General features: G+C 51.5%; 15 protein-coding genes. 7 read left to right on the top strand and 8 right to left on the bottom strand.

Annotation, left to right across the window (positions count from 1 at the left end):
- Positions 1-25: 25 nt before the first annotated feature.
- Together WH37_RS11300 and WH37_RS11295 are read right to left on the bottom strand one after the other, a co-directional pair.
- Entirely contained in the window at positions 26-748 is a 723-nt protein-coding gene (locus tag WH37_RS11300) for a glycosyltransferase family 2 protein (RefSeq protein WP_046230659.1), read from the bottom strand.
- The gene (locus WH37_RS11295) at positions 749-1885 is read right to left on the bottom strand and encodes a glycosyltransferase family 2 protein (RefSeq protein ID WP_052736925.1); all 1137 of its coding nucleotides are present in this window, start codon (positions 1883-1885) and stop codon (positions 749-751) included. It abuts the gene before it with no gap.
- Positions 1886-2086: 201 nt separating this feature from the next.
- Here WH37_RS11295 and WH37_RS11290 point away from each other — a divergent pair, with 201 nt between their 5' ends.
- The 3 genes from WH37_RS11290 (at position 2087) to WH37_RS11280 (ending at position 5331) form a co-directional block, all read left to right on the top strand.
- Complete coding sequence (locus WH37_RS11290) at positions 2087-2770, top strand: class I SAM-dependent methyltransferase (protein WP_046230658.1); 684 nt, start codon at positions 2087-2089, stop codon at positions 2768-2770.
- A 112-nt stretch (positions 2771-2882) separates the two neighbouring features.
- The gene (locus tag WH37_RS11285; RefSeq protein ID WP_331458045.1) at positions 2883-3938 is read left to right on the top strand and encodes a glycosyltransferase family 61 protein; all 1056 of its coding nucleotides are present in this window, start codon (positions 2883-2885) and stop codon (positions 3936-3938) included.
- A 220-nt stretch (positions 3939-4158) separates the two neighbouring features.
- Positions 4159-5331, top strand: coding sequence for a glycosyltransferase family 4 protein (locus tag WH37_RS11280; protein ID WP_046230656.1), 1173 nt, complete (start codon positions 4159-4161; stop codon positions 5329-5331).
- Here WH37_RS11280 and WH37_RS11275 read toward each other — a convergent pair.
- Entirely contained in the window at positions 5328-7262 is a 1935-nt protein-coding gene (locus WH37_RS11275) for a DUF4214 domain-containing protein (RefSeq protein WP_052736924.1), read from the bottom strand. The genes WH37_RS11280 and WH37_RS11275 overlap by 4 nt on opposite strands.
- Before the next feature lie 209 nt (positions 7263-7471).
- Between WH37_RS11275 and WH37_RS11270 the strand changes: the two genes are divergently transcribed.
- The 4 genes from WH37_RS11270 (at position 7472) to WH37_RS11255 (ending at position 11632) form a co-directional block, all read left to right on the top strand.
- Positions 7472-8128 carry an acetyltransferase gene (locus WH37_RS11270; protein WP_046230655.1) on the top strand — a complete coding sequence of 219 codons (657 nt, stop codon included), beginning with the start codon at positions 7472-7474 and terminating at the stop codon, positions 8126-8128.
- 21 nt (positions 8129-8149) lie between these two features.
- Positions 8150-9265 (top strand): DegT/DnrJ/EryC1/StrS family aminotransferase, encoded by a 1116-nt coding sequence (locus tag WH37_RS11265; protein WP_046230654.1) that lies wholly within the window; start codon positions 8150-8152, stop codon positions 9263-9265.
- 313 nt (positions 9266-9578) lie between these two features.
- Positions 9579-10106 carry a histidine phosphatase family protein gene (locus WH37_RS11260; RefSeq protein WP_046230653.1) on the top strand — a complete coding sequence of 176 codons (528 nt, stop codon included), beginning with the start codon at positions 9579-9581 and terminating at the stop codon, positions 10104-10106.
- A gap of 113 nt (positions 10107-10219) precedes the next feature.
- Positions 10220-11632 carry a hypothetical protein gene (locus WH37_RS11255; protein WP_046230652.1) on the top strand — a complete coding sequence of 471 codons (1413 nt, stop codon included), beginning with the start codon at positions 10220-10222 and terminating at the stop codon, positions 11630-11632.
- 160 nt (positions 11633-11792) lie between these two features.
- Here WH37_RS11255 and gmd read toward each other — a convergent pair whose 3' ends face one another.
- The 5 genes from gmd to WH37_RS11230 all read right to left on the bottom strand — a co-directional run bounded on the left by gmd (position 11793) and on the right by WH37_RS11230 (position 18218).
- Complete coding sequence (gmd, locus tag WH37_RS11250) at positions 11793-12908, bottom strand: GDP-mannose 4,6-dehydratase (RefSeq protein ID WP_046230651.1); 1116 nt, start codon at positions 12906-12908, stop codon at positions 11793-11795.
- Between the two features lie 209 nt (positions 12909-13117).
- Positions 13118-15118, bottom strand: coding sequence for a beta-galactosidase (locus tag WH37_RS11245; RefSeq protein WP_046230650.1), 2001 nt, complete (start codon positions 15116-15118; stop codon positions 13118-13120).
- Entirely contained in the window at positions 15118-15945 is an 828-nt protein-coding gene (locus tag WH37_RS11240; RefSeq protein ID WP_046230649.1) for a carbohydrate ABC transporter permease, read from the bottom strand. The genes WH37_RS11245 and WH37_RS11240 overlap by 1 nt, the downstream gene beginning before the upstream one ends.
- Entirely contained in the window at positions 15942-16823 is an 882-nt protein-coding gene (locus tag WH37_RS11235; protein ID WP_414811830.1) for a carbohydrate ABC transporter permease, read from the bottom strand. Before WH37_RS11235 ends, WH37_RS11240 begins: the two co-directional genes overlap by 4 nt.
- Before the next feature lie 96 nt (positions 16824-16919).
- The gene (locus WH37_RS11230; RefSeq protein ID WP_046230647.1) at positions 16920-18218 is read right to left on the bottom strand and encodes an ABC transporter substrate-binding protein; all 1299 of its coding nucleotides are present in this window, start codon (positions 18216-18218) and stop codon (positions 16920-16922) included.
- Positions 18219-18301 lie beyond the last annotated feature (83 nt).

The raw sequence follows: 18301 nt of genomic DNA, 5'->3' as shown, positions 1-18301 counted from the left end.
GGAAATGTATTGGTGCTTGATCTGGTTAAATAAACTGCTGCGGGTCCACGCCCCATTTGTCCGTGAACAGCTTCCGGTTGCGAGCAAGCAGACGCTCTACAGCGTCCTGTCCTTCCTGCTTGAAGCTCGCGCTGCCATGATGATAGACGAAGGTATCCTTCGCCATCAGCAGTTGATAGCCCGCTTGCCGTGCTCGGTAGCAATAATCATCATCCTCGTAATGTCCCGGCGAAAAACGCTCATCAAGCAACCCGATGCGATTCATCAGCTCCCGCGAAAACAACAGGCAGAAGCCAACCAATCGGCTGACCTCCTCATAATGACCTGCCTCATCAACGCCAAGCTGCTCAGCCATTTCCGTATAGCTGCCGCGCATGTCAATTTGCTGCCCGCCGCTGACATAGTTGGACATCGGTCCCGTCATGCCAACTTGCCTGCCGCTGTCCAAAGCACGATGCAGCTTGCCCAGCCAGCCAGCCGTCACCAGAACATCATTGTTCAGCAGCAGAAAATAATCTCCGCGCGCCAGACGCAGCCCCCAATTGCAGGCTGCAGGGAAGCCTTGGTTGCACGGCAAGCCAACAAATGTAATGTTCTGCTCACGCAAATATTCGATTGTGCCATCCGTTGAGCCATTATCCACGACGATCAGCTCATAAGCTTCCGGCGTGCTGCTGCGAATGGAATAGATCGCTTCCTGCAGCAGCGGCAAGCGGTTATAGGTCGGAATAATAATACTGGTAAGCATCTATTCCCCTCCTACGGAAGCGCATCGACGGTTTCTTACTGCGTCCGTGTAGTGCATACGGGCATTTCTGGCTTTCATCATCCATCCCAGCGCCTCCAGATGGTCGCCCACGATAAGCCGTGCCATCTGGTTGCCCATCCCTACATTGCCCGGTCGCAGCCGATTATGAGTGATGACATCTACCATGCTTGCCGTGCCTACCTTGAGGCCATGCTGGAGCGCAATCACCTGTGCCTTCGGCGGGACCGCCAGCTCAGCTGCACCAATCGTCTGAATCGCTTTTCGCGAGAGCGCATGCGGAACGGCGGTCAACGAATTGACGGTTAGATCAGGTCGATTCACCGAGCGATTTACGAACTCCTTCAGCATCATCACTTCATCTCTACCTGAAAAACTCCCCATATAAGAAGACAAATTATTGAGCGCGATATCCATCCCTCCGGCGACTGCTTCAATAAAAGGCAGCAGCTGCTCGGCGGCAACCAGAATATCCGCATCGACGAACAGGACAATATCGGACACCGTCGTTCTTGCGCCTACCGCCCGTCCCACATCATGACCGAGCGCTTCCGCATAATGGATAAGTACAGCTCTGCCGCTTTCCCGAACTTTCACAGCAGTCGTATCTGTTGAGCCGTTCACCACGATAACGATTTCTTGCAGCGGCAGCCTCTCTAGCTGCCCAAGCAGACGGGGAATGGACTCTTCTTCATTCATCGCCATGACGACCGCCGCGACCGTTCGGTCAGTCGGCAGCAGCACCCAGCTCGGAGCAGGCGTTCCTGTAGCGGAAAAATAACCCTCTATAAAGGCCTGCATGCAGGCCAGATATGCAGATTTGGCAAGCGGTGCAACGGTCAGACAGTAGCTGCGCCATTGCTGCTGCAACTGCTGCAGTTCATCCTCATAGCCATGTACAGACTCCTGCCTCGCAGTCAAGCCTGCCGTAAGCCCGCCAATTCTTGCTTTCGCACACAGACTGCGGATATTGGCAGGTGGCGGCGCGCCCTTGCGCCGCAACGGATGCCTGCGCCTGCGGACAGCCGAGCGGCCCGCTGTGCGGCGACGAATGCCACCTTGTGAGCTGCGCGAGCTTCTTCTCCCTGCACGCCCGCTTTTTCTACTGCGGCTCCTCAACCTTTTCCACCTCGCATCCATTCGGAAATATTCGTTTATGTTGTCATTGTATGTAGGGGAAAAGCGCGCGCAACGGCGGCTGTACGTCTATAAAAGGGAGAAATGTGCGTTTTTACTCGGCGCAACTGCCCTATCCTATCAGGCAAGCTTCACATAAGATAGTGTAGTTATGTTTCTATTTCTCACCATAGGAGGCTCTATATGAATTGGAAGTTTCATACACCGCGATTTGCCGCGGATGATTCCCCTGAGCTGCCAGCCAGCTTTATCGCAGGCGGGGCGTGGTCCGGTCACCGCCGCTTTGCTTATGATCTTGTTCGATTCACTCGGCCCCGCACCATCGTTGAGCTTGGGACGCTTTACGGAACCTCATATTTCAGCTTTTGCCAGGCGGTTAAGGATGCGAAGCTGGATACCTCATGCTTTGCTGTCGATACTTGGCAGGGCGATGCCCACACCGGGCAATATGGCTTGGCAGACGATACGATGTACCAGGCGGTTAACTCCGTCAACGCAAGGGAATTTGCCGATATCGGCACGCTGCTGCGCAGCACCTTCGATGAGGCGCTTGCCGCATTCCCCAATGGCTCCATCAATATTTTGCACATCGACGGTTATCATGCGTATCAGGCCGTGCTGCATGACTATCTGACCTGGCTGCCCAAGCTCGCTGATAATGGCATTGTTTTATTTCATGATACGGTTGTGCGGCTGCCTGATTTCGGTGTTTATTTGCTATGGGGACAGCTCCAAAGTATGCCGCATTTGCATTTTGAGCACTCGAACGGTCTTGGCGTGCTCTTCCCCAAAGGCTGTCCCGAGCCTTTCCAGGCAGTGCTGCAGCAGCAGGAGAAGCTGGCTGCTCATTATCGCAGCCAAGAATAACCAAGGCAGAGCACTTGCGCGTTACCCGCATACGCTATGCCGGAACCAATCAGATCGATTTTAGGAGGCGATCCCTATCTTTACCATCCCTCAGGAGTTCTACGCGAAAACGTTGGATTGGGCGAAGCAGGCAGCAGTCTCTCCTGCTTTCTTATCCTACTATTACCAAACGATCTATCCTGCCGAAACGCTTCATCTGCCCCCCGTAAGGGGCATTGACCCGCCGCGTTGGGCAACGGAATGCCCCTTCGATGAGGCGTTTGTTGCCACGATTCCTAACGGTCGGCTCGCAACTAGCAACTGCTACGTCGTCACGCCCGACAACAAACGACTGCTCGACGTCGAGCTTAACTGTCCGTTAATAGATTTTACGGCTCTGCCTGAGCCGAAGCACATTGCCGGAACTGTCGCAACCCTTGTCTGGGGCTGGAATATGCCAAGCCATGGTGCCTGCACCCATAACGTCTTCGGGCATTGGTTCTTCGACCTGCTGCCTCGTCTCCATCTGCTCGAGCAAAGCGGAATCTCCATTGACAAATATGTCATTGGTAAGCTGTCTCATCCTTTTCATTACGAATCACTTGCTATGCTGGGCATCCCGCTTCATAAATGCATTCAGGTGGAGGACTCTGACTTTCATATTCTTGCCGACCGTTTGATCGTCCCTGCAGTGCCGGTAATGGTAGGAAAATGCCCACAATGGGCCTCTCATTTCATCGCGAAACGGCTCAAGCACGACCAGCAGGTGGAGAAAAAATCAGGTTATGAGCGCATTTACATTACCCGCAAGGATGCCCCCGCCCGCTTCGTGGTAAATGAGGAAGAGGTACTGCGCTTTCTGGCCACCAAAGGCTTTCGGGAGGTAGTGCTTACTCCGCTGTCCACGGCGGAGAAGGTCGCAATTTTCTCCTCGGCGCAATTTATTGTCGCCCCATTTGGAAGCGGGAGTATCAACATCGCCTTTTGCGAGCCTGGAGCTGCGCTTGTAGAACTCTCTCCGATCACCGTTGTTGACCCTTATTTTTGGAAATTATGCGCCCATGCCGGCGTCAATTATTATGAGGTTGTGTGCGGGGTAGAGCAGCCACCTAAAGCTTTTGTCGGTACAGACAATATTGTGGTCGATCTCCCTAAGCTTGCGCATGTGTTGCAGCTCGCTGGTATTTGAGGCTACGCAGGCTCTAAAAGGCCGACGCATAACGGTCTGCCGGGCGACATATATTGAGTTCACAAGCGTAAAAGGCTGCTGCCGCCCGGTGGCGAAATAAGCTCGTTGTACTGTGAAATATAAGCATGGTATGAGGAACAAATTTTTACTTGCCTGTATTTCAACCCTAATTGGCTGAAGCTGTCTGCAATGAAGGATGGTTTCGCAGGAGGTCACTAAAATGAGGATTCTTATATGGTCCGCCCAATTCTCCATCGGCGGGGGCATGCGGCTGCTGCATAATCTGATCGTCGCTATAGCCAGGCAGCCAGAAATCGAGCATATTAGGCTGGTCATCTCACCCGATTCCCTTATGCGCAACGTTCTGGAAATTCAAGCGCTCAGAAATGTCGAGATCGTCACCACCCAAAATGCCATTGATGCTGCAGAAAATTCCTATTTGCTCGTTAATGTTGACGTCGTCTACTATTATTGGCCCCACACTCATCCTTACCACGCCCTTGATCGTCCAACGCTATGCACTTTTCACGATACGACTCTGTTCGATTATGTACCACCCTTTTTGACCGGCGAACAGCTCAAGCAGCATTGGACTTTATCCAAAAAATGGCTCGACCATGTCACCTCCGTAGCTGTATCCTCCGAATACGTGAAAAGTCGGCTAATTGCTCATTTCGGCAGCCGCCATCATGCTGCTGCTGTCATTCCGCACGCGATTACTCCGATTGCTGCTCAATACGCCGACCAAGTATCGCCCGCAGTTGCTGCACAAATTCCGCCCGAGTATATCATTTATCCGTCCAATACCTCGCCCCATAAAAATCATAACAACCTGCTGCTGGCCTTGTCCGAATGGAAGGAGAGCCCCAAATATCCGTTAGTGTTAACCGGATATTTGACCGATACGCTTCGGCAGCCGTTTAGTGATTGCACACCGCAGTACAGCTGGCTTCCTACTCTTATTTCAACGATGGTCAGAACGGGTCTCATGGTGAACAGGGACGTCTATCCGCTTGGCTTTGTTGGCGACGAAGATATCCCTGCTCTTATTAAAAACGCCAAGGCGCTTATTATGCCAAGCTTGTCGGAAGGCGGTGGCAGCTATCCGGTGGAGGAAGCCTTGCGCCTCGGCACTCCTGTCCTGTGCTCAGATATTCCGGTCATGCGCGAGCATCTCTCACGTCATACCGCACAAATCATCTGGTTTAATCCGCATAACCCTGATTCCATTCTTCAGGCGCTGAAAGAGCTGTCGAGCAATTACAGCACATACAAAAGCTCAGCCATACAAGGCATGAGTGATCCGTCTGAAAGCTGGGATGATGTGGCAAAACGCTATATTGATGTTTTTCGCATCACCTATTGGCGGTATTACGGCAAGCAGCTGCCTTAACGGGCAGCTGCTTGCACCCCTTCGATCACCTTCGCATAATCCTTTGCAACATCCAGCCATCTTCTGGTCATCGTGCCGCTAAGAGCGGCCTTCTGATCAGGGACAACCTCCTTGCCCTCCAGCCACACCCGTGCGATCGCATCCGCCATCTGCTGTATATTGCGGGGATCGAAGGTCGCGAAGCTGCTCATGTCGGAAATGACCTCGTGCACAATTTCCAGCCGTCCGAATGAAACGGGCGTATTCATCAACAGCGACTCCAATATTGGAAACGGACAGCTGCCTTCGAAGAGCGTCGGCACGATAGTGCCTGTCGCATATTTATACAAGGATGACAAATCCGTAGAAGCCATTCGCCCCAGAAAGATGATTGAGTCTCGAATGGCCGGATCGGCAATCTCATTCAGCGCCGCTAAAATTTCCTGCTGTCGTGGTCGATTGCTCAATTCGTCAGTAAATACGAGCTTAAGTCCCGATGTCTTCCCAAGCTCTGTCTGTTTGAAGATCGCGAACGCTTTAATCAAGCGCTCATGATTTTTATGCAGCCGAATCACTGACGGGAACGTAATATACGGCGCGAACAGCTTATACACGGTCCGGAATTCCTCTTCGCTGCGCGAGCTGAATGCCGCGTATTCCTCATGCGGCGCGGCGAAGCGGACAACGGCCGTTTTGTAAACAGGCAGCTTGAGAAACTCCAGCCCCTCGTGATTGCGCGTGAATTCGGAGGCGAATACGACCGCCGCCGCATTCTCTGTCACCTTCTGTGCAATGGAATGAATATATTGGTAATGCTGGAAATACACATTGTATAGCTCGGGCAAATGCATATAAACAAGATCATGCAGGCAGACGATAAAGGGCTTATGCAAATATTGGGCAAGAGCCATTCCTACATAAGGCACGATCCACACATCAGCAGGCACATCGCGATTAACCGTATCCACGCTGTCGGTGCGGTGCACCTTCAAACGGTCGCCGTACGTTTCGCGCAAAGGACTAAAAACCGTTGTCGTTTCCGCGAAGTTGGCGCCAGTCGTCGCCACATGCAAAGTATATGACTGCTCCTCCAGTGCCAACAGGCCTTCTGACAACCGAACAAGAAAACGCCCGATGCCTTCACCGTCCATAGCTATTTGTGTGCTAAAGCAGAGAAACATGCCAATACTCTTGATCCCTGCTCGTGCCCCGCGTTCAGCCAGAGCTGGCAGATAAGCCGCTCCAATAAGCTGGCCGAACTCCTCCGACAGTATCAGACTAGCTATCCATGACCTCCGCAGCAATCCCGTCTGCAGCCCTGTATTGTACATTTCCACCTTGTCGCTATCTGGCTCCCTGTATAACAATTGCACATGGACACCATGGATAAAATCCAGATCTGCAGCAGGATACAAGCCTTGAATCATTTGGGCAACTGTCGTGTTGTCGCCTGTTGGAACGCGGGTGAATACTGCCTCCGCCTCCGCGCTTTGGATAAGCGCAGCCGCAATAACTGCTTTAGGCGTCCCGGCCTCCAAATGACTGCGATTTCCGATAAAGCCCTCGCCATCCGGCTCCCGCTGCAGCACCTGACGATACATCTCCCAGACAAAATCTTCATTTCCTAGCCGAAATACACGGCGGAACAGCTCTATAATTGGAGCTCCTGCCGGCAGCTCTCTTTGAAATGCGGCGTTATTCGCCTTTAATTGCGCCACATCAACAGGTGCCGGCGCGGGCTCCACTATAGCCACAACAGGCTCTACCTTGGCTTTAGCGCTCTTCTGCCGACGTTTGCTGCCGGCCCTCTTCCCGCTTCTCCGCTTTCCCTTGCCCGCTCTTCCAGTCAGCTTTCTGTGCTTCTTCGCTTGCTTGCCGCCTTTTCTTCGCGAAGCACGGCTATGCGAGCCGCGCTTCGCTGTTCCTTGTTTACGAGCTCTTTTGCGTTTCATATCACGCCTCCAATCGCTCTTCCTTCTCCATAGCGTATTGTCCCGCTCGTAAAAAGCAACGGCATATGCCCCCGCCTGCTAGGGATTTCAACTATATTTGAAAAAATGGACGACTGCCCGGCTGCAAGTGAAGCAATTTTCTGCCATTTGAATATGATGGGAGTAGCTGCATCACCCCCTCATTTTATTGTTGAAGGAGCCTATACGGCATGAATGCTGTTTCAGCGAAACCTTATCGTACCGTTGTTGTTGGAGCCGGCGGACATGCCAAAGTCGTCGTTGATATTCTTCGTACCAGCCGCACGTACGAGGTCATTGGCTGCATCGGCCGCGAGCCAGGCGGGCAGGTTCTGTATGTCCCCGTGCTTGGCGACGATGCAATGCTCCCTTTGCTGCTGGAGCATGGCGTACGCCATGCTTTTATCGCTATTGGCGATAATGCGACGCGGCTGCGGCTTGCCCAGCATGTCCAAAGTCTCGGCTTTGAGCTGATTAATGCGATAAGCCCGCTGGCTTACATTGCCCCTAGCGCTATTCTCGGCTGTGGCATTGCGGTTATGCCGGGATGCATCATCCAGCCGGACACTCGAATTGGCTCCCTGACCATCATTAATACGGCAGCAACGGTTGACCATGATTGCATCATTGGCGAGGCTTGCCATCTGGCGCCTGGCTCCACGCTGTCCGGCAATGTCACAGTCGGCGACGGCTCTTTTCTCGGAACGGGCACCGTCGTCATCGACGGCGTTCGGATCGGGGCAGGCTGCATGATCGGTGCTGGAGCCGCCGTCATTCGGAATGTTCCAGACCAAACGCTTGCCGTTGGCGTTCCCGCCACGGTGAAGCGCCTTATGAACCAAGAGTGAACGTAACACGGAGGAGGCATAATGTTGGGCGACAAATTTTATCCGGTTGCCGTTCCGATTTTTAATGGAAATGAGAAGAAATACGTCATGGATTGCTTGGATTCCACTTGGATTTCTTCAAAAGGCAAATATATTCATACGTTCGAGGAAGCTTTCGCGGACTATTGCAAGGTGAAATTCGCTGTCTCCTGCAGCAATGGTACAACCGCTCTGCATTTAGCGCTGCTGGCTCATGGAGTAGGCCCAGGAGATGAGGTCATCGTCCCGACGCTGACTTTTATCGCTACGGCAAATGCCGTCACGTATTGCGGAGCCACACCCGTCTTCGTCGACAGCGAGCCGGATACGTGGAACATGGACCCTGAGCTGTTGGAAGGGCTTATTACTCCGCGTACGAAGGGCATCATTCCCGTCCATCTGTACGGGCATCCTGCCAATATGGACGCTATATCGGAAGTTGCGGAGCGGCATGGGTTGTTTGTGCTGGAGGACGCTGCGGAAGCACCCGGCGCAGAATACAAGGGCAAGCGTACCGGCTCGCTAGGCCATACGGGAACGTTCAGCCTATTCGGCAACAAAATCATTACGACCGGCGAAGGCGGCATGATTACGACCAATGACGAGCAGCTTGCCCGCAAAATGCAGCTTTTGCGCGGACAGGGCATCGATCCGGCCCGCAAATATTGGTTTCCCGTCATTGGCTACAACTATCGCCTGACGAACTTGCAAGCGGCGGTTGGCTGCGCGCAGATGGAAAACATCGACTGGCATGTCGGCGAGCGAATACGCGTCGCCTCGCTTTACCGCAAGCAGCTCGAAGGAAGCAGCGCCTTCACGCTGCCTACCGAGCAGCCATGGGCAAAAAACGTTTACTGGATGTTCAGCATCCTGCTGAACGGCTATAACGAAGAGCAGCGCGACGCTTTCATGGAGCGCCTGAAAGAGCGCGGCATTGAAACACGGCCCTTCTTCTATCCGATGCATATTCTTCCGCCCTATCAAGGCATGCAGCGAATTGAGGAATTCCCAGTCGCGAGCCGCATTGCGGCGCAAGGACTGAATGTGCCGACATACGGCGGCTTAAATGAACAAGATATCGCCTACATTTGCAATTGTCTGCGGGAAAGCCTGTTATAAAGCGGCTGATTGCTGGCCCCTCTTCAACCCTCATCTATTTTGCTCCAAGAAAATAAGCTTCCGGCTCCACACTACTGGTGGGGACGGAGGCTTATTTCGTCTGGTGGGCATGACACTATCCTTTTCTTACCTATTATTCACAAAAATTTTGCTCTCCCCGAGACTGAAGTACCGGGAATACAGTGCTGACTAGATTCATCTCGCAAATTATGGAATGGATTAAGTTATGAAACATTACACATTATAGTCGAGGCAGAAAATCTCCTGCCTGAAACATAAGCTTAAAATCTTACTTAAAAGGTGACGTTAGCTGATGCATGATGAGGTAACCTTGTATTTGGTCCGACATGGACGCGCTACCGGAAACCAGACGGATGCTCCTCTTAGTACAGTCGGAGTAACACAGTCTGAACAACTGGCAGATGACCTTGCAAGCATGGGCAGCTTGCATGTGGACCAGTTAATCTCCAGCCCTTATCTGCGGGCCTGGCAAACAGCACAAATCATTGAAAAACGGCTGAACCTCAAGCTAGAGCCGGCGGAAATCCGTCTTCGAGAGCAAGGAGTACCCGGTATCGACAAAGAGGAAAGCGCACAAGAAGTGTCCACACGTGTTGTTGCATTCACGAACGAGCTTTTGAACAGCGGCGGTCAAACGTTTCTGCTGGTCAGCCATCGGTTGACCTTAACACTGCTGCTTCAGCATTACGTGCCCGATTTCACCGATCAGCAGGGAGAACAAATGACGAACCCTGATCTTTATGAGCTCCGCTTCAAAAATGGAACAGCCCGTCAAAGACGGCTATGGAGCCCTGAGGCTCACCATTTGATCGAAACTTAAGCCAATGGAAGGCTTCTGTTCACAGCACTTAATCCCCTGCTTTCGATGCCCGTTTTGTTCAAGGCCGGATCAGGAAGTGTTGGCTCTCAAAACTTTCAGGAGGTAACCTAACTATGCAAACAACACTTGAAAGAAGCCGCATCACTACTATCGTAATGCCGGATATCTCCAATTTGCCTGCATGCATTCAGGATGTGAAGAAAGCTGTACTTTCTAACATCCAGGGGCCGCCTGACCCTACGGATTATCATCAATTGCGAGGGAGGCTTGAGGCAGCAAAAGGCAAGCTCCCGATGCTATATCAACAAACGGTTGCCGTTCCGTTTATCCGTACGCTGGATAATCTTGGCCAGCAGGGCTTCATGGAAATTTTACTGCGGGACCCGAGCAGAAATAATACAGCCAGACTCATGCTGGATATCGCCCATAGCATTCTCCAGAATGGCGAAGGCTTTCATACGCTGGCAACTGATGCCTTTCAGGAGGTGGTCAGCGATCTTTACGACGGTTACCTAAGTGCAGGTGACCGGATAGGCATCAAGCTCCCGGATCTCAGTGTTATTCCGGCCTTGGTCAAGTGGGGAGAACCCGAATCCGGCCCTTATACTTGGCCTATCGACGCCACATCCGTTTTTGGTCTGGAAGCTGCGATTGTCAGTCTTCCTCCTGCCCATTCAACTACTGGCTTGCTGGCATGGTCCAGTATCCCTCATGAGGTGTGCGGCCACGATATTCTGCATGCAGATGTTGGGCTGCTGGAGGAACTGGCAAACGCCGTCCGTACCAGTCTGACTCAAGAAAATATTGGACAAGGTCTTCCGGATTATTGGGCTTCCCGCATGGATGAAACCGCTTCGGATGTTCTAGGCATCCTGAATTTGGGGCCTACGGCGGCCATTGGTCTTGTCGGTTATTTCCGCGGCATGAACGCAGCTTTTACAGGACAAGCTCAGCTGCGAAATGAAGGGCCTTCCGGTGATCCTCATGCGGCTGACATTTTACGTGGATATTTGGGTGCTTATGCTGTTGGTCTGCTTGAGTTCGATCAAGCCGCTGACTGGGAGAAAATCATTGAAGCGGAATCTGACAAGGATCTATCCGCTATTCATTTAGGCGGCAGCCGGATTGATGCCGATACAGCTAAGCGCTCTGCACGAATCGTCGCATGGACGATTATGAAAACCAAACTTAGAAGCCTTGAAAATCACTCGCTGGATGAAATTCAAAATTGGAGAAACAAAGATGAACGCATTACCTCTTCATTGCGCATCTTGATGCGGACTACAGGCTCGCTTGCGGACGAATACCGCTCTGGTTATTATGCTGCACATATCGTAGCGGCAGCCCTAGCTGAAGGCTTGTCCAGTGAAGCGGATGTCCAGTTGGTATTTGACCGCATGCTTTCACTGCTCAAGTTGATGCACGATACGAATCCTGCTTGGGGGCCGCTCCTGGTACAGCATCCCGGTGATATTACACGCCATCTGGTTTATCATCCGACCGAAAAAAGTCAGATTATCCTCTAATCGACTCCTTGTGTTTCGAAAAGGAATGACACACCCGTAACAAATCAATATCCCGCCGGAAGCTGCTGGATTGATGCAGTGTTCCGGCGGGATATTTTCAAGCTCAAAAGGCCTGTGCTCTGCATGATATGGAGATGGGCTTCATTTCACCAAATGCCTTTTATTCCAAATCCAGACTCACATCATAGCCCAGCTTGCGCAAATCCGCTACGCGCTGCGTCTCCTCCAAATCGGCGACGACCATATCCTTGACGAGATCAGCAAGGCTGCTGGCTGGTGTCCAGCCGAGCTTCGCCTGCGCTTTTCCCGGGTCGCCAAGCAAGAGCTCCACCTCGGTCGGACGGTAATATCGCGGGTTAACCTGGACGACCAATTGACCGACCGGAAGCTGGTATTCCGGACGCCTGCAGCTGACCACATGGCCCAACTCATCCGCTCCCTCGCCCGTAAAAGCGACCTCGATGCCTGCCTCGGCAAAAGCGAGCCGCACAAACTCACGCACTTCTGTTGTCTGCCCAGTGGCAATGACATAATCCTCCGGCTCGTTTTGCTGGAGAATGCGCCACATCGCTTCTACATAATCTCTTGCATGCCCCCAGTCACGCTGGGCCGACAAGTTGCCCAGCTCCAGCGTCTGCTGAAGGCCAGAGGCAATGCGGGCGACGGCACGGGTTATTTTTCGCGTTACGAACGTTTCTCCACGCACCGGGCTTTCATGATTGAACAAAATACCGTTGCAGGCATACATGCCGTACGCCTCCCGGTAGTTGACCGTAATCCAATAGCCGTACAGCTTGGCGACAGCGTATGGGCTGCGCGGATAAAACGGTGTCGTCTCGCTTTGCGGAACCGCCTGCACCAGTCCGTACAGCTCTGAGGTGGATGCTTGATAAATTTTCGTTTTATCGGTCAGACCAAGCAGCCTTATTGCTTCGAGCAGGCGCAAAGTACCGATGCCATCGGCATTCGCCGTATATTCCGGCATATCAAAGCTGACATGCACATGGCTCATTGCCGCCAAATTATAAATTTCATCCGGCTGAATGGCCTGCACCAGCCTCACCAAGTTCGTCGAATCCGTCAAATCGCCATAATGCAAATGCAGCCGCTGCTCTACGCGATTCACTTCCTCCACAATCCGGTCGATTCGCCCGGTATTCGCCAGCGAGCTGCGCCGTCTCAAACCGTGAACAGTGTATCCTTTAGCCAATAACAGCTCGGTTAAATACATGCCATCTTGTCCTGTGACACCTGTAATGAAGGCGACCTTATTCATGGCTCCCTCCGCATTCTCTCATATTTGGATAATGGCTATCCTATTCCACTATCTTATGAATACGAGAGGAATGTCGGCATCGGGCAAAACACCATTTTTCACAAAAAGTATGGCATTTTTCGAACTGCTGTTTAAACCATACAAAGGCGTGACGCCTTCGCAAATGCGAAAGTAAACGTCACGCCTTCTTTTCCTTTATTTATTGCCAATTAGCCTGCTTTAATTATTTGCACGCCCCATGGTGCAAGCGTAAGCTGCTCGCCTTGATTAATCGAACATCCGTCCAGCAATTCCTGTCCCGCTGCATGCGGATAAACGAAGGAGACCGGCTCAGCCGAGTAGTTGAAATAGTAGCGCAGCTGCGCCCCCTGCTGATTAACCCCATGCTTCACGATGATCGGGAAGCTGACTTGCTGATCTTCTCCCCATAGTCCCGCCTCTTGAACGGTGCCCTTCAGCACCTCATGGGCCGAAGCTCCATCCGTCAGGCAGCCGATGTACGTTGCCGTACCTTTGCCGTAGCGGTTGCGGGTAATGGCCGCATATTCGCCCCACTGCGGATGGTCGTAATGCGCCAGCACCTCAACTTCATCGGTAAGCGGCGTCAGCAGCTCCATCCAGCTCGTAACGGTTCCTGGTGCTGCCGTAAGCCCCGCACCTTTCAGCCCGACATTTTTCGGATCAATAAACAGGCTGTAGCCGACGCCGCACGCCTGGCCAATAATGCCCGGCTGCTGCGAGGTCCGCACTTTAATCCGCTCGTCGGCAAAGCCGCTTTTGAACGAATAAACGGCATGTCCGCCCTGCTCTACAAAAGCATTTAGCCGCTCAAGCGTCGCATCCGGCACGGCATACAAAGCCGGAACAATAACGACCTTGTAATCATCCAGCTTCTCGCAAGCTGGCGTAATAAAATCGCAGCCGATGTTCATTTTGTACAGCTCGTCATACAGCCAGCGCACGACATCGTTGTATAATTTGCCGTCCGGCAGCTTGAACCACTCCAACGCCGTCAGCGCTTCGTTGCTCACCATAACGGCAACGTCATTTTGCTTGCGCAAATGCACCAGTTCATCGCTCAGGCGGGCAAAATCCCGTCCGATCGTCCCTGCTTCGTTATAAACCGGATTCGGCAGAAAATCGTGGCTGAGCAGCCCTTTCCAATACGTCTCGAACGAATTGTGAATGGAATGCCAGTGCCAATAAGCGACCATATCGGCTCCGGATGCCACATGGCTGAATGCCTGCAGCCGCAGCTGCCCCGGATATGGCGTCCAGTGCGGGAATGCCTGTGCCTGGGTTTCCAGCACCAAATAGTTGCTGCCCTTCAGCGAACGCGTCATGTCGCCGCCGAAGGAAATTTCAATACCCGTCAGCTCATCCTGTGACGGATGATAGATGTCTACGCCAGCAATATCGAATGGCACCGCCGCTTCGAAATGGTTGACCGAAGGCTGCACGCCAAAGGAATATCCGCGCCATTCAAAATCAAAGTTTTGCGTAACGAACTGCCCTGGCTGCTTGTATTCATTGACAAGGCCTACCTGCCATGCAAGAAACCCATTAACCAGCCCACGTTGGAATTTGGCAAATTCTGCGCCTAAGCTGCCATTAATTGTCCCGACAACGGACGGGAAGTCCTCCCAGCTGTTAATGCGGTTGCTCCAATAATCGAGGCCAAACAGCTCGTTGACGCGATCCAGCGTCTCGTAAGTATCACGCATATATTTGACGAAGCGCAGCTGCACATTCGGCCCAGCCGTGCCGTAGTGCTTTGTCTCATTGTCCGTCTGATAGCCGATAACCGCCGGATGCTTGCTGACACGCTCAATCAGCTTGCGAATGATCCGCTCAGCATGGAACAAATACACCGGATGCGTAATGTCCATAATTTGACGCGCGCCGTATTTGCCTGGCCCCGCTGCTGTTACCGCAAGCACATCTGGATGCTCCTTGACCATCCACGTCGGAATCGCATACGTCGGCGTTCCCACGATAACATGGATACCCGCCTCATGCATGGCATCCAGCACGCGGTCTACCGAGCTAAAATCGAATACGCCATTTTGCGGCTCATGCGTGCTCCAAGTCGATTCGGCAATGCGGACTACGTTAATGCCCGCTTCCTTCATCATGCGAATATCTTCATTCAGTCTGTCGTAAGGCATATATTCATCGTAATAAGCAACCCCGTATAATAATTTATCCATTAGCCCTTCACTGCTCCTTCTGTAATGCCCTCCATAATAAAGCGCTGGAAGAATGCATATATAATAATAACAGGAATCGCCGTCAGTACAAGCGATGCGAGGATGAGTGTCCATTCCTTGTTGTATTCGCCAAACAATGTGTTTGTGGACAAGATGAGCGTATAATGATCCGAATCCGTCAGCATCAGCATCGGCAGCAGGAAGTCATTCCAAATCCAGAGGAAATCGAGAATGGCAATCGTCACCGTAATCGGCAGCAGCAGCGGAAAAATAATCCGGAAAAACGTCTGGAACTCGCCGCAGCCGTCCATATGAGCCGCTTCCTCCAGCTCGCGCGGAATCGATTTTACGAAGCCGTGGTATAGAAAAACGGCCATATTGACGCCTAGTCCAATGTAAATGAGTGCCAAGCCATAAGTAGTGCCCTGCACAGACAAGCTGTTCGCCATGCGGGTAAGCGGAATCATAATCGAGTGAAACGGCACGAGCATCGAAGCGACGAATAGGAAAAAGATCGCTGCGCTCGCCTTGCCTGGTGTCCTTGACAGCTTATAGCCCGCTAGCGCCGCGCAGAACACGATGCCGCCGATGCCCAGCACCGATACAATGACCGAATTCAGCGTACTGCTAAGCATATTGATTTTGTGAAAAGCCTGCACGTAGTTGTCAAAGGTCGGCGCAGACGGCAAAGCTACGAAGGATTGAAACATTTCTCCCTGCGTTTTAAATGAATTGGCAATGGCCATATAAATCGGGAAGAAGGAAATGGCGGCTCCGATCGTAAGAAACAGCGTAATAAATAACGAGCTCGCGCTTCTGTTTCTCATGCCTCCACCTCTTTTCTTTTCATGACTGCAATTTGGATGAGTGTGAAAATCAAGACGATAATGAATAAAATGACCGATTTCGCACTGGCATAGCCATAGCGGAAATTATTCGAAAAGGCCTCTTCATAAATATTCATCGTAATAACCTGCGTCGACCTGCCCGGACCTCCGCCCGTAAAGCCATATACGACCTCGAACACTTTAAAAGCGCCGTTCAGCGTCAAGAAGAAGCAAATCGTAATCGCATGTGTAATCATCGGCAGCGTAACCTTCATAAAGCGCTGCAGTGGATTCGCTCCATCAATAATGGCCGCTTCCATCAAGCTCTGCGGCACTCCTTGCAAGCCAGCCAAATAAATAATCATCATGTAGCCTACGCCATTCCAGAGCGAGATGATCAGAATCGCATAGAAGGAAAACTTAGGATCGCCTACCCAGGATTGGTCCAGGAAGGTAAACATTGTTTTTTCCGCCAGCTGCGGCAGCACTTGAGTGAACACGAACGTCCACATAAAGGCGCTAATAATAATACTGATCATGTTCGGCATGAAAAATATCGTGCGGAAAAATCCTTTGCTTTTGCTCCGCGATTCAATGAGAACAGCAAGCAGCAGCGCAATTACATTTTGCAGCACAAGCATGTACAGCACATATTTTAATGTGAATAGCAGCGAGTGGACAAAATCCGGGTCGTCCTTCAGCGCCTCCACAAAATTGTCGAGACCGATAAATTGATAGTTGGTATTCAGTCCATTCCAGTCTGTAAAGCTGTAATACATACCGCCAATAGTCGGGATCAGCAGAAAAATGGCGTACAAAATAAATGCAGGCGCGACGAAGGCCAGCAGCGATACATATCTTTTTAAAACACCCTTCATTGGCACGGTTGCTCACCTCTCCTAAGATGATGATGGGAAGGCCCCAGCAGGGTGGGAGACGCCTCGCGCCTTATCCGCCCTGCCGCCATTCCTTCTTTATTTATTAACTTTGTTAAACGATTTCCATGCCTTGTCGAGTGCCGCTATAACACCATCCTGCGACAGTTGTCCAGCGTAATACGATTGCAGCGCTTTGCCTGACTCGTCCTTAACCGCTTGTGGAATGGAAGGATCCAAATACGATTTGCCCTCTTTAACGTAAGTCATTGCATCTTCTACCCAAGGATATGTGGTGAACGAATGATTTTTGGCAACCGGATTAAATTTGAGCTCTTCGTAAAAAGCATTGGAGTCTTTGTCATCCAGCACGTAGTTGACGAAGTCCAGTGCCACTTCCTTGTTCGCACTGTTTTTCGAAACAACGAGTGAAGTAGATGTACTCAGGTTGATCATCGTTGCATTAGGATCATCATTAATCGGCAGCGGAGCTACGCCAAAATCCATATCGGCATTTGCTTTTAGAATCGACTCTGCGAACCATGGACCTTGAACCCACATGGCCGCTTTGCCTGATGCAAAAGCCGCGGAACCATCGTCGCCGCCCAGCTCCATCGCTTTATCCGTACCGTTCTGGTTAACCAGATCGATAACCTCGAACATTGATTTCATGTCGCTGAAGGAGCCTTCATCCTTGTTCATTTTTTCCACAAAATCTTTATTTGTCGTATTCGAGAGAGCACCTACTGCCAGCGGCAGGAACAGCTGTGGAATCCATGCTTCCTTGTAGGACAGCAGGAATGGCGCTATGTTATTTTCCTTCAGCTTCGCGATAACCGCTTTCATTTCAGTCAAAGTGGTCGGCGGCGTCAAGCTGAGGTCTTTAAAAATCTTTTTATTATAAATATATCCCCATGACAGCGTTTCCATAGGTACGGCAACGATTTTACCGTCTGTTGTCGTAACGGAAGGCTTCACGCTGTCAAGCAGCTTGTCGACAAAAGGTTGTCCGGACAAGTCTTCCAAATAGCCAGCTTTGTAAAAGGAAGGAATTTCATTGATCGCATGAACGGCGAAAACGTCCGGAGCATCATTCGATGCTAGTCTCGTTTTCAAAATTTGCGGAGCCGTGTCCGCTGTCGGCATTTCCAGTTGAACCTGAACATCAATGTTTTTCTCTGCTTTTTCCTTCGCTACAAATTGCGCAATGTATTTATCGTAGCTTTCTTTGAGCCTTGGCTGAGCGATGAACATTTTGAGCTTGACCGTTTTCGCGCCGCCTTCGCCTGTCGTCTCTCCGCCATTATCGGTTGCCGTACCGCTGTTTGATCCGCAGCCCGCCAGCAGTGTTGTAATTAATGCCGCGCTTAGCGCTGATTTCCAAAGCTTCTTTTTCATCTGTAATGACCTCCCGTAAGCTTGTTTGTTTACGCTTTCATTGTATCTGATTTATGAAAGCGTTTAATTGGACAGAATTAGAC

Origin of the sequence: Paenibacillus algorifonticola (assembly GCF_000971975.1) — a bacterium.
Classification (GTDB): domain Bacteria; phylum Bacillota; class Bacilli; order Paenibacillales; family Paenibacillaceae; genus Pristimantibacillus; species Pristimantibacillus algorifonticola.
The sequence above is the reverse complement of the archived record's forward strand: the minus strand, read 5'-3'. Positions and strand labels throughout refer to the sequence as shown.

What these genes read in the sequence shown, in the direction of transcription:
- WH37_RS11300 (WP_046230659.1), bottom strand. Translation starts at nt 748, where the DNA reads ATGCTTACCAGTATTATTATTCCGACCTATAACCGCTTGCCGCTGCTG.
- WH37_RS11290 (WP_046230658.1), top strand. Translation starts at nt 2,087, where the DNA reads ATGAATTGGAAGTTTCATACACCGCGATTTGCCGCGGATGATTCCCCT.
- WH37_RS11280 (WP_046230656.1), top strand. Translation starts at nt 4,159, where the DNA reads ATGAGGATTCTTATATGGTCCGCCCAATTCTCCATCGGCGGGGGCATG.
- WH37_RS11275 (WP_052736924.1), bottom strand. Translation starts at nt 7,262, where the DNA reads ATGAAACGCAAAAGAGCTCGTAAACAAGGAACAGCGAAGCGCGGCTCG.
- WH37_RS11270 (WP_046230655.1), top strand. Translation starts at nt 7,472, where the DNA reads ATGAATGCTGTTTCAGCGAAACCTTATCGTACCGTTGTTGTTGGAGCC.
- WH37_RS11265 (WP_046230654.1), top strand. Translation starts at nt 8,150, where the DNA reads ATGTTGGGCGACAAATTTTATCCGGTTGCCGTTCCGATTTTTAATGGA.
- WH37_RS11260 (WP_046230653.1), top strand. Translation starts at nt 9,579, where the DNA reads ATGCATGATGAGGTAACCTTGTATTTGGTCCGACATGGACGCGCTACC.
- WH37_RS11255 (WP_046230652.1), top strand. Translation starts at nt 10,220, where the DNA reads ATGCAAACAACACTTGAAAGAAGCCGCATCACTACTATCGTAATGCCG.
- gmd (WP_046230651.1), bottom strand. Translation starts at nt 12,908, where the DNA reads ATGAATAAGGTCGCCTTCATTACAGGTGTCACAGGACAAGATGGCATG.
- WH37_RS11245 (WP_046230650.1), bottom strand. Translation starts at nt 15,118, where the DNA reads ATGGATAAATTATTATACGGGGTTGCTTATTACGATGAATATATGCCT.
- WH37_RS11240 (WP_046230649.1), bottom strand. Translation starts at nt 15,945, where the DNA reads ATGAGAAACAGAAGCGCGAGCTCGTTATTTATTACGCTGTTTCTTACG.
- WH37_RS11235 (WP_414811830.1), bottom strand. Translation starts at nt 16,823, where the DNA reads ATGAAGGGTGTTTTAAAAAGATATGTATCGCTGCTGGCCTTCGTCGCG.
- WH37_RS11230 (WP_046230647.1), bottom strand. Translation starts at nt 18,218, where the DNA reads ATGAAAAAGAAGCTTTGGAAATCAGCGCTAAGCGCGGCATTAATTACA.